This is a genomic window from Vibrio sp. 10N.261.52.A1, from assembly GCF_002876325.1.
GTDB lineage: Bacteria > Pseudomonadota > Gammaproteobacteria > Enterobacterales > Vibrionaceae > Vibrio > Vibrio chagasii.
Window position 1 is genome coordinate 9,411 of record NZ_MCYD01000348.1, and the last position, 9,862, is coordinate 19,272.

Consider the following 9,862-nt stretch of genomic DNA (forward strand, 5'->3'; position numbering starts at 1 on the left):
CTTCTTACTAGTAGTACACCAAACATCTTGCCGCGACCTTCGTCAGAATCCAGTCCGAAGTCGTGCTGCCAATCGGTTTGGGTTTCTAGGTATTGTTGAAGCTGGTGCGACGCAATTTCACATAATGGATGTGGTTCGTAGTAGAACGGAAAGGTGAAACGCTCAGGCAAAGAATATGACTCGATCGGCTGTTGAAAGCGAGTGAAGCAGTGCTCAGGTGTATGTCTGTTTTCTGAGTCGTGCGTTGGTTTTGATGAGTGCATATAGTCGTCTTACTTGATGGTGATAAATGGCTACGAGTCTACTGTGCTTTGAGAGCTTAAATACAGTATAAGGCAGGCGATTCTACTCTTTATCTAAAAGCGCCTCAAATAAGAAATCGCACCGTGGTTTGATACAGTAAACTTGATTGTTCGCATAAGGCTGGAGTGCTTGGGGAGGAATACAAATTAATGATTGGTCTCTCGTTTTTCATCATCGAAGACTACTTACTAATGGAAGGGTGCTAGGCTTGCTCGCTTCGTGTTCAAAATAAGGTAACGTTATGATTCCACTCAATACTTCGATTGTGGCTGGTGTCGCTCTTTCTGAGATCGACGGACAAACGAAAATGCTATTAATGAAACGCGTAAAGGGCGGCTATTGGTGCCATGTTGCTGGCTCGATTGAAGCGGGTGAAACTGGTTGGAAGGCAATCGTACGTGAATTTGAAGAAGAAACTAAAATCGAAGCGAAAGAATTGTATAACGCTCAATTTTTGGAGCAATTCTACGAGGCGAACGTCAATGTCATTCAACTTATCCCGATCTTTGCTGTACTTTGCCCGCCAGACCAAGCGGTAGAACTAAACCACGAGCACACTGAGTATCGATGGTGCAGTTTAGAGGAAGCGAAAGCGTTAGCGCCATTCCCTAACCAACATGCGGTTTATGATCATATCTGGGCATACTTTGTTTATGCGCCAGCTAACCCACTTTATCGAGTAGACGTGGGCTAGCCTTGGTTTATTAGATGTTGAGTAACGAGTCCTCAATAAGCCTAGCGCAATAGCTAAACGCCACAGATGCTGAGCACTAAGACTTACCAAGGTATGGGGTTAAAAAAGCACTCGCTTGTGCTTGGCATAGCCCCACGTCAACTTTCACACCATGCGACTCCAGTATTGCTACACCGCGGCCGTTGTTGCGAGGATCTGGATCGAGCATAGCAACCACAACGTGTTTTACACCGGCTTCAACCAGAGTATTAGCACAAGCTGGTGTCCTACCGACAAAAGAGCACGGCTCTAATGTCACGTAGGCTGTTACGCCTTCCATATCGCCGTCATAGTGATTCAGTGCCTCGACTTCAGCGTGATTCCCACCAACCTTTTGTGTGTAACCAACAGACACTACTTTATCGCTCTTCACCAATACACACCCCACTGGTGGGTTTGGTTGACAGTCGGGTAGGGCTTGACGCGAAGCTTCAAGTGCTTGCAGCATGTATTGTTGGTTCATGGTTGTTACTCAGTATGACGAGAAGAAGAAATCGTTTGTTACCGCGTGCGGTTTAGCTAATAAGTGAGGCATGTTCGATCTGATTGGGCTTTTAGTCAATGGTTTTAGCTTTGAAGCTGTTCGATAGTTAGCTGTCAGTAATAGTTAACTCTGGCCAATGGTTAATTTTGGCCAATGAGTTAGCCAGTTTTTAGATTGGACTCGTTGATCAAATACGTCGCGACCGCGGTTCGGGTTTGGCGTTATTTTCAAATTGAACAAGCTCTCTAAACCAAAAGCCGATATACACTCGATACGTCTATGGCTGTTTTTCTTTACTGCGATAGCGGTTTCTTTCTCAGGCCAGTAACTCATTGCATCTAGCGTACTTTGATAAGGTTTATCTTGGTTTCGAGTATGCATGTTGGCTTGATTACGAACTTGCCAGTTGAGTTCAGGTAGCTGCTGTTTTAGCTGAGCTTCGTAATCTATGTCCGATTGGGAACCATAATCACCGCGATCAAAGTAGATCACATCAATATCGTTGAGCGGTGTGGGGTTATCAAATCCATGCAAGTGATCCCAAACTAGATTCCTCACGAAGCCTGCAGCGACATAGCATTGTGGTAGAGCTAATTGAGCCACACACTCTACGATTTTGGTTCGCAGCGGATCTTGTTCGATCAAGGCTGCGATTTGGTTGGTCAATGCTTGGGTCATGATGGTGTGGTTACATCGGTCACTTGATAATGGCGTGTCACGTTCTTAGTTATCTTGCCCCAGTCAGAGGTTTTCACTCTATTTTGGTGGGCCTCAAACGCTTTACGGTTAGTGAACTCTTCATATACTTCAAAGCGGTTTGGTTGCAGTGAGCTTTGGCTAACACGAAATACAATACAGCCCGGCTCAGCCAACGTGAGTTCCTTATGAACGGTCAGTGCTTGTATAACATCTTCTAAATCATCGTCTGGTACGACAATATGCCCTTGTAAAATCACTTTACTGATTGTTGTGTCCATTTTGGTCTGCCCATCCTTACTTATCGTGTTGCCTTTCATCAACATAATCCCATTTTGATTATGTGTCGTATAGACCAATGTGAATAAAAAATAGACGTAACCCTACAAGCTTAAGTTACGGTGTAACTTTGTTTGGGGAGGGTATAATAATTTGGGGAACTAAATCCTCGATGTTCCGGTCTATTAAATGGGTATCATAGAAGTGTATTGATACTGAAATGAGTTTGTCATCTGAGGGATCTAACCTTTAATAGGTAGAACGGCTTATTGGATTAAATTGAGCCGCAGTTGATATCCTGGTCATATTTTGATGTAAATGGTACTAAGAACTCTTTATATTTTGTGATTTGTATCATTGATCTGGCCATCAAACACCGTTAGATTCGAATAGTTGGCAATAAAAAAGCTCATGAAGAGCAGCTAAATGAAAAGGAAAAATACCTTATGAAAAAAATGAGAAGAGCACAGCTTCATCGCGTTCGTATCCAATACTGGAAAGACACTTCGAAAGAAGCTTCAAAGAAATAAGCTTTACATATCAAGTAATAAAGCTAAAAACTTGCAAAGCTGAAAGTCTTTCAATCACAGCCATCAATGGCTACAAAATGAAACAAACCGATTTCGATAGCACTCTCAATGACCTTCATCTGGTCGGTAGCTAAAGAAATCATCCCCCAAAGAGCTGGCAGGCATTAATAACAATGCAATTTAATGTCAGCTCATTAATACCTCTCAAAGCAAACCTCTGACACAGTTAATCTGTTACCTAGTATATTTTCTACTTAGTACAACGATTCCACACCCAAGCTCCAAACAGAAATTGCGGGCAATAAAAAAGCTCCCGATTTCTCAGAAGCTTTGATTTCATTATCTACCTATCACGCGATAGATTTTGTAATCTGTTATTGGAATAGTGTCTTTAGGCTTACATCGTCCGTTCTGTTTAATTTAAGGCTCAGTAGATAGCCACCAATCCCAAGCAAGATGTAAATACTCAAAGATAAGACAGAGACGTCAGAGAGCGCACTGAGCGGGTTACTTGCCGTAAGTACTTTCATCGGTAGTGAAGCGATAACAGAAAAGAAGTCATTGATGCCATAGAAACCGAACAGTGCGATAGCCAGCCATTTTATTGCAAAGCTTGAAACAAATATGACAAGCAATGGCGAGTTAACCAGCTGCGAGATAGCCAGTGTCATTGTCGCTAACGGTAATAGCACCAAGGCAACTAACAGCATTCGACCAAAGAATACCAACCAATTGGTGAGCACATAAAACAGTGATTGCTGTTCTACTAGTAGCGCCAATTGTTGTTCGCTAGATACGTTTAGAATCCAGAATAGAACATCGGCAAATAAAACCAATAGGGCGCAGATAGCGGGTATCACCACTAAACCAAAGCCTAGCTTCACACCGTGAGTCAGAGCATTCGATACCGGCATGCTTCTCCAAAACATCGAGCTGCCTTCTTGGCGCTCTTTACGCAGTGTTTTTGGGATATACAGTGTTGAAAGCAGCAGTGAAATTAGGCCCGCGCCAAAGTAGATCACTGAGTTAAGGTCTTGTGCGAATTCTCTGTGGATGTCGCTCACATCACCGTTAACTTCCATCTGGAAGAAAAACTCATGCTGTGCCGCGCCATTAAAGAACAGACTCACGAACAGTAACAAACCACACAACGCAACGAATAGAGGTAATCGAGTATTGATTTTGTGCTCGATAAGTTCTTTTTCTAGCATGTAAAAACTTGGGTGCATTATGCCTTCTCCGTCTGTGTTGCAAGGAATAGGTCGGCAAGACCAACGTTGTAGATGTTACCTAGTGATTCAACTTGTGGTTTGTACTGACCTTCCAATAACCATTTAGTCGTTCCTAATCCCGGTTGTGAAGTGAGTGGTTTCAGTTTTTGAATGTCGCTTGAGTGATTGTTAGCAACTTCGATAATGAAGTAATCACTCTCGATCGCTTCCATACTTTTCTGCAGCACGCAGCGGCCTTGTTTGAGAATAAGTACATCTGTCAGTAGATGTTCGATCTCAGAAACCTCATGGCTAGCAATGATCATCGCACGCTCGCCATCGTGGAACCATTCCAACAGGTGGCGGTAGAAGGTGTCTCGGTAAATCAAATCTAGGCCAAGTGTTGGCTCATCCAAGATCAGTACCTGAGTGTCAGTTGCGATGATGATCGCAAGGTGAACTTGTACTTTCATCCCCTTAGAGAGCTGTTTGATCGTGGAAGAGAGTTTAATGTTCGTGCTACTCAGGGTTTGCTCGGCTTTTTGTCGGTTGAAATTCGGGTGTACGCCTTCGGTGTAACGAAGTAGTTGTTTGATGGTCATCCATTCAGGAAGCACATTCACATCAGAGATGTAAGATAGGTGCAGCATGAGTTCTGCATGCTGGTGGATTGGGTGGTAGCCGTTGACTTCGATTTCACCTTGGTAGTTATGCCCACCAAGTAGTGACTTGATGAGAGTCGATTTACCAGCGCCATTATGTCCAAGTAAGCCAAGTACTTGGCCAGGTTTTAGTTCGAAGCTGATGTTCTCTACACCCACTTGATTCGAATAAGTTTTAGTGACGTTTTTCGCGGAAAGTAAAGTACTCATGACTTGTCCTTTATATGTTGTTCTAGCTGTTTCACGAGTTCTTCGACACTCATATCAATGATGCCTAGCGTCTCAGCGATGGCTGGGATCTGTGTGTTGATGAAAGTTTGGTGTGCGGATTCTTTCAGTTTTTGAAGTGCACCTTCGGCTACATACATACCTTGGCCTCGCTTCTTTTCAACCAAGCCTTCATCAACCAGTAACTGGTAGCTTTTCATGACGGTAAGGTGGTTGATTTTAAGATCAGCAGCAACAGCGCGCACAGAGGGCAGGGCCTGTTGCTCTAGCCAAATACCTTGCAGAATCTGGTCGCTGATCTTAGTGGCAAGCTGCCTAAAGATCGGTTGGTCGTCTTTCCATTCGGTCATAATTAAAACTGCATGGTGATATACGTGTGTATAACACTAACCTTTTTGTTCGTATTGGCAAGACTTTTATAAAAGTAAATAGAATATTTTTATGGTTGGATGTTCAGTAAAAACAACGTTATTATATAGCACTCCGTACTGTGGTGTTGAGTTCGTATGTTGCACATTAATGACAAAAAACTGGTCTGGTTTACCAAGTATTTGCCAATAACCATCATCATCTTTTCTGCGATCATCTTGAATATGGCGATGTTCAAGAGTGTGAATCAAAAGGTTAAGGCGTTGGTTGAGTTAATTCGAACCGACTATATTGCTGCCCAAAAAGGCTCCATTGAGGCGCAGGTGCTTCAGGTTTCTCAGCAAATCACACACACTCAACGCCTTGTTGAAGATGAAGTAAAAAAGCGTATTACTCGACGGTTAGATAGAGCGTACACTGCGGCTCAAAATATCTATTCTTCGAACCAACACCTGCCAGAAGATAAGCTTAAACAACTGATTTTAAATGAGATCAGAAAGCTGAGTTATGCTGAAAAACAAGAGTACATCTACGCCTATGACATGCAGGGCACGTCACTCGTTCATCCTCTTAACCCAGAAATTGAAAACACCAATCAGCTTAAAACGACAGACACTCAAGGTGTGGCTGTCATCAAAGAACAGATTGAACTTCTTAAGCAGAGTAATGGTGCTTTTTCTCGGTACTTCGTTCCGCGCCCAGAACTAGAGGGGAGAGATATAGATAAGCCGTATATCGACAGTACGCACTATGAGAAATTAACCTATATTCGCCGATTCGAGCCCTTTGACTGGTACTTTGGTACTGGCGTGTCTCTGGATGATGTTAAGCGAGCCAGTTATCAAAGGATTCTAGAAATACTGTCGAGAGTAATCGTGGGTGATAATGGCTATCTGTTTGTTTTTGAACAAAATGGTGACAGCTTACTCCACGCAAATCGAATTAATATAGGGCAAGGGGTTAACGTCTACGATGATCTTGGAAGTCGCTTTGAGCAAGATGTTCTAGCGAAATCTGAAGAGGGCGGATTCGTTGATTATGTTACCGCTGATAAAAATGGCGTTATTGGGCCTAAAAGTAGCTATGTCAAAAAGGTCGGTGATTGGAATTGGATCGTTGGCACAGGCGTGTATTTGAATAATGTTAATGCCTCGATAGAGAAACGAAAAAATGAGTTGTTAGCTGAATCACGTAACGAATTTGGTCTTGTTCTTATATTAAGTGTGTTGGTGACGATGAGTTGTATTTTCATCAGCGCCCTTATCAGTCGAAGAATATCGACTCGCTTTTCTCAAATGGAGCAGAGAATCGCAGACGATTTTAGCCGAATCCAAAACAGTCGCCGTCGACTGCAACATATGGCAAAACACGATTCTCTGACGGCACTTCCTAATCGTTCTGAACTAGAGCTTCAAGTCAGCCGGGCTATTGCTCACTCAAAACTTGAGGGTAAGCTGGTGGCATTGGTTTTTGTCGACCTCGATAACTTCAAGCGCATTAATGACCAGTTTGGGCATGCGAGTGGAGATGAATTGTTAAAGCAGATAGGTCAGCGTTTTGAAGATATCTTAGGAGAGAATGATGTCGTCTCTCGCTTTGGGGGGGATGAGTTTGTTTTCTGCTTGCCCGGTATTCATGACCTTTCTAATGCAGAACAGAAAGTTAAGCAAATCCAAGATGTCTTCAATCCATCCTTTGACCTAAATGGTGTAACAGTATCGACTCGGTGTTCGGCGGGCGTCTCTATGTACCCCTATGATGGGACTGGAGTAGAGGAGTTGCTAACGAAAGCGGACATTGTGCTGTACAAGGCAAAAGAGTCAAACAAGGGGGATGCTGTTTTTTATGACGATGTAATCAATCGAAAAGTGAAGTATGACTATTCGGTAGAAAAGCAGTTAGAAACAGCCCTAGAACGTGGTGAATTCAGCGTGTTCTATCAACCACAGGTCGATGCACACTCTAAACAGCTAAAAGGCGTGGAAGCGCTGTGCCGTTGGAATAATGGTTCACTTGGGTTTGTCTCACCCTTAGATTTCATTCCGGCTGCTGAACGAGTAGGGAAAATTCATGAGATTGGTGAGTTCGTGTTAAGGAGAGCGTGCGAAGACACCCTTAATTTGATACCAAATGGACCTGAGGCGATATGTGTGTCCGTTAACGTGTCGCCTAAACAGGTGTTCGAACTGGGTTTTGACGAGAAAGTGATACGTTTAGTGGAGGAGATCGGCATTGCTCCACAACGAGTCACTCTCGAGTTAACGGAAAACATTCTTATCAAAGATCTGCATATCGTAGAGCCGATACTAAGAAGGCTTCGAGATTATGGATTTGGTATCTCGCTCGATGATTTTGGAACTGGGTTTTCATCACTCAATTACCTTAATACTCTGCCAATCACAGAGATAAAGATCGACCGATCTTTCATCGGCAAACTGAATTCCAGTCAGCACAGTGAGACTTTAGTGAAAGCCATTATTGATATTGGCGCCTCTTGTCAGATGAAAGTCGTTGCCGAGGGGGTCGAAACCCCAGAGCAGATGGCGAAGCTACAGCAATACCATTGTGATTTACTACAAGGTTATTACTTTGATAAACCACTGACTGCTAAAGGGTTACTAGACGCTTATTTTCCTGTGAACTCTGAAAGCCTTAAGTGCAATAACGCTTAATTTAATCGTTGCCTTTGAGCTCACCGGAACCTGATAAAAAGGATTAGCTGGATGTACTTTGAGGGCGGCTATAAAGGTAGCCCTGATGTAAGTTGTAGCCCAACTGACACAAGATGTATTGTTGTCTGCGCGTCTCAACACCTTCATAGATCATCGTAATATTGGATAGGCGTCCGATCTCCGAGATATTGAGTAGCACGCCTTGGTGATGCTCTCCTGATTCAATGTCTTTCACAAAACAGCGGTCCAACTTTAAATAAGTAGGGGAGATAACGCTGATGATTTCGATGTTGTTGTTTCCTGTACCAAAGTCATCCAGTGCGATGGTGATGCCCAGTTTCTTGATTGCTTTGATGTTGTCGATGACTTCGCAACCATAGCCAATGTTTGAGTATTCCGTTATCTCGACGACAAATTCATTAGCCTCCATTGCGTCTAAGTGTTCTTTAAGCTTAGAAAAGTTGTTACCTACCAAGGCACTTGGACACACGTTAACCCCGTATATCTCATGGCTGTTGTGTAACTTGGCGTTTCTTACCGTTTCAATAAGCAAAATGGTATGAAAAGTCAGTAGGTTGGTGCGTCTCATCGTATTAATAAAGCTAAGAACACCGACATTACGTACCCGAGACAACAACTCGTAGTATAAAACGGTGTTGTCTTCTGTATTGATGATTGGTTCTTCTTCAAACGAGATGTGTTTCCATCGAAAGAGATAGATAAAGAATCCTAGAATATAAGAGCGATAGAGTAGGATTGCGAGCAATAGTGACAGCACGCCCCATAGTGCAATGATATCGTCACTATAGAAAGTAATGGTCGCTCCGCTTGGTAGTGGAGAGGTGTAAATCGCCTGGCTGGTTTCGCCTAAGTTGAGAATGTAGTAACCATTTTTGTGTATTGAGACGGAATCAACGAGCAGAGGCAGCAATGAGTTTCTGTAACGTGCTTCAATAGAGCCTTTTGAAATACGTACCGTTAACTCGGTATTCTTTTCTGAGTTTGTGAAACGAGAATAGGAAAAATCGCGGCTATCGTAGAAGTCATCGATCTTATCTATTTCAACAGATTGAGAACGAGCTTTAGAGATGAAGCAGGAGCCTTGGGGTGTAGTCATGACAACGGAGTCGAGGTTAAGAGAGTGTCTTAAAGAATGAATTGCACCTGTAGTGTCACAGCCAAAATCCATGATTTCTTCTGCAATATGCAGCGTGTTTTCGCTGTATTCATCTGCAATTTTCATCGTATAAAGAATTTGGAAAAAATAGATAACGAGTAAGAAGAGTGAAGTCACCGTGAGCACAGTGATCAAAGCCCTGATCAGCTCCTTGTGGTATGTGTTGAACATCAACTTCAGCATTGTAGCCTGGCTCGGTTTGAACTGGTTGATGTCATATTTGGGTGCGATACGGTTCTCTGAACTTTTATCGAGATCGATAAAGTAACCCACTTTATAGAGGTTTGATATGAGTTCACTATTATTATCAACCTTTGCCTTTTTACAAAGGTTTCGGTACTTCTTTCTTATAGAAGCGATAATATTTTTTAGAGCATACAAACTGAACTCTTCATCAAAATGTAATTTAAATGACTCTTCAACATCTCGAGCTGATTGAGGGTTTGAAATTGAAGCATTCTCAATTAAATACTTGAAGACAAAACTCTCTTTACTATTAAGTGTTTCCTCTGATATCT

9 protein-coding genes and 1 pseudogene are annotated in these 9,862 nt (G+C 42.7%); 2 read left to right on the forward strand and 8 right to left on the reverse strand.

Annotated elements, in window-relative coordinates; genetic code table 11:
- Positions 1-263: pseudogene (locus BCT81_RS04270) on the reverse strand (RNA pseudouridine synthase); the annotation flags it as partial.
- 281 nt (positions 264-544) lie between these two features.
- On the opposite strand from BCT81_RS04270, the gene BCT81_RS04275 reads away from it, so the two are divergent.
- Entirely contained in the window at positions 545-997 is a 453-nt protein-coding gene (locus BCT81_RS04275; RefSeq protein WP_102423335.1) for an NUDIX domain-containing protein, read from the forward strand.
- Between the two features lie 76 nt (positions 998-1,073).
- Here the strand turns inward: BCT81_RS04275 and BCT81_RS04280 are convergent, their stop codons facing one another.
- The 6 genes from BCT81_RS04280 to BCT81_RS04305 all read right to left on the reverse strand — a co-directional run bounded on the left by BCT81_RS04280 (position 1,074) and on the right by BCT81_RS04305 (position 5,476).
- On the reverse strand, positions 1,074-1,499 hold the full coding sequence (locus tag BCT81_RS04280) for a bifunctional diaminohydroxyphosphoribosylaminopyrimidine deaminase/5-amino-6-(5-phosphoribosylamino)uracil reductase RibD (protein ID WP_102423336.1): 426 nt from the start codon (positions 1,497-1,499) through the stop codon (positions 1,074-1,076).
- A gap of 144 nt (positions 1,500-1,643) precedes the next feature.
- A complete protein-coding gene (locus BCT81_RS04285) occupies positions 1,644-2,198 on the reverse strand; it encodes a nucleotidyltransferase family protein (protein ID WP_102423337.1) in 555 nt (184 codons plus the stop codon).
- The gene (locus tag BCT81_RS04290) at positions 2,195-2,485 is read right to left on the reverse strand and encodes a putative quinol monooxygenase (protein ID WP_102423342.1); all 291 of its coding nucleotides are present in this window, start codon (positions 2,483-2,485) and stop codon (positions 2,195-2,197) included. Before BCT81_RS04290 ends, BCT81_RS04285 begins: the two co-directional genes overlap by 4 nt.
- A 914-nt stretch (positions 2,486-3,399) precedes the next feature.
- A complete protein-coding gene (locus tag BCT81_RS04295; protein ID WP_102423338.1) occupies positions 3,400-4,254 on the reverse strand; it encodes a hypothetical protein in 855 nt (284 codons plus the stop codon).
- On the reverse strand, positions 4,254-5,108 hold the full coding sequence (locus tag BCT81_RS04300; RefSeq protein ID WP_102423339.1) for an ABC transporter ATP-binding protein: 855 nt from the start codon (positions 5,106-5,108) through the stop codon (positions 4,254-4,256). The genes BCT81_RS04295 and BCT81_RS04300 overlap by 1 nt, the downstream gene beginning before the upstream one ends.
- The gene (locus BCT81_RS04305; protein WP_004740059.1) at positions 5,105-5,476 is read right to left on the reverse strand and encodes a GntR family transcriptional regulator; all 372 of its coding nucleotides are present in this window, start codon (positions 5,474-5,476) and stop codon (positions 5,105-5,107) included. Before BCT81_RS04305 ends, BCT81_RS04300 begins: the two co-directional genes overlap by 4 nt.
- A gap of 156 nt (positions 5,477-5,632) precedes the next feature.
- On the opposite strand from BCT81_RS04305, the gene BCT81_RS04310 reads away from it, so the two are divergent.
- A complete protein-coding gene (locus BCT81_RS04310; protein WP_102423340.1) occupies positions 5,633-8,167 on the forward strand; it encodes an EAL domain-containing protein in 2,535 nt (844 codons plus the stop codon).
- Between the two features lie 43 nt (positions 8,168-8,210).
- Here the strand turns inward: BCT81_RS04310 and BCT81_RS04315 are convergent.
- A partial coding sequence (locus BCT81_RS04315) for an EAL domain-containing protein (protein WP_102423341.1) occupies positions 8,211-9,862 on the reverse strand: 1,652 nt, incomplete at its 5' end.

Excerpts from the sequence above, each read along its gene's own strand:
- BCT81_RS04295 (WP_102423338.1), bottom strand. The coding sequence starts at position 4,254 with ATGCACCCAAGTTTTTACATGCTAGAAAAAGAACTTATCGAGCACAAA.
- BCT81_RS04300 (WP_102423339.1), bottom strand. The coding sequence starts at position 5,108 with ATGAGTACTTTACTTTCCGCGAAAAACGTCACTAAAACTTATTCGAAT.
- BCT81_RS04285 (WP_102423337.1), bottom strand. The coding sequence starts at position 2,198 with ATGACCCAAGCATTGACCAACCAAATCGCAGCCTTGATCGAACAAGAT.
- BCT81_RS04305 (WP_004740059.1), bottom strand. The coding sequence starts at position 5,476 with ATGACCGAATGGAAAGACGACCAACCGATCTTTAGGCAGCTTGCCACT.
- BCT81_RS04280 (WP_102423336.1), bottom strand. The coding sequence starts at position 1,499 with ATGAACCAACAATACATGCTGCAAGCACTTGAAGCTTCGCGTCAAGCC.
- BCT81_RS04275 (WP_102423335.1), top strand. The coding sequence starts at position 545 with ATGATTCCACTCAATACTTCGATTGTGGCTGGTGTCGCTCTTTCTGAG.
- BCT81_RS04310 (WP_102423340.1), top strand. The coding sequence starts at position 5,633 with ATGTTGCACATTAATGACAAAAAACTGGTCTGGTTTACCAAGTATTTG.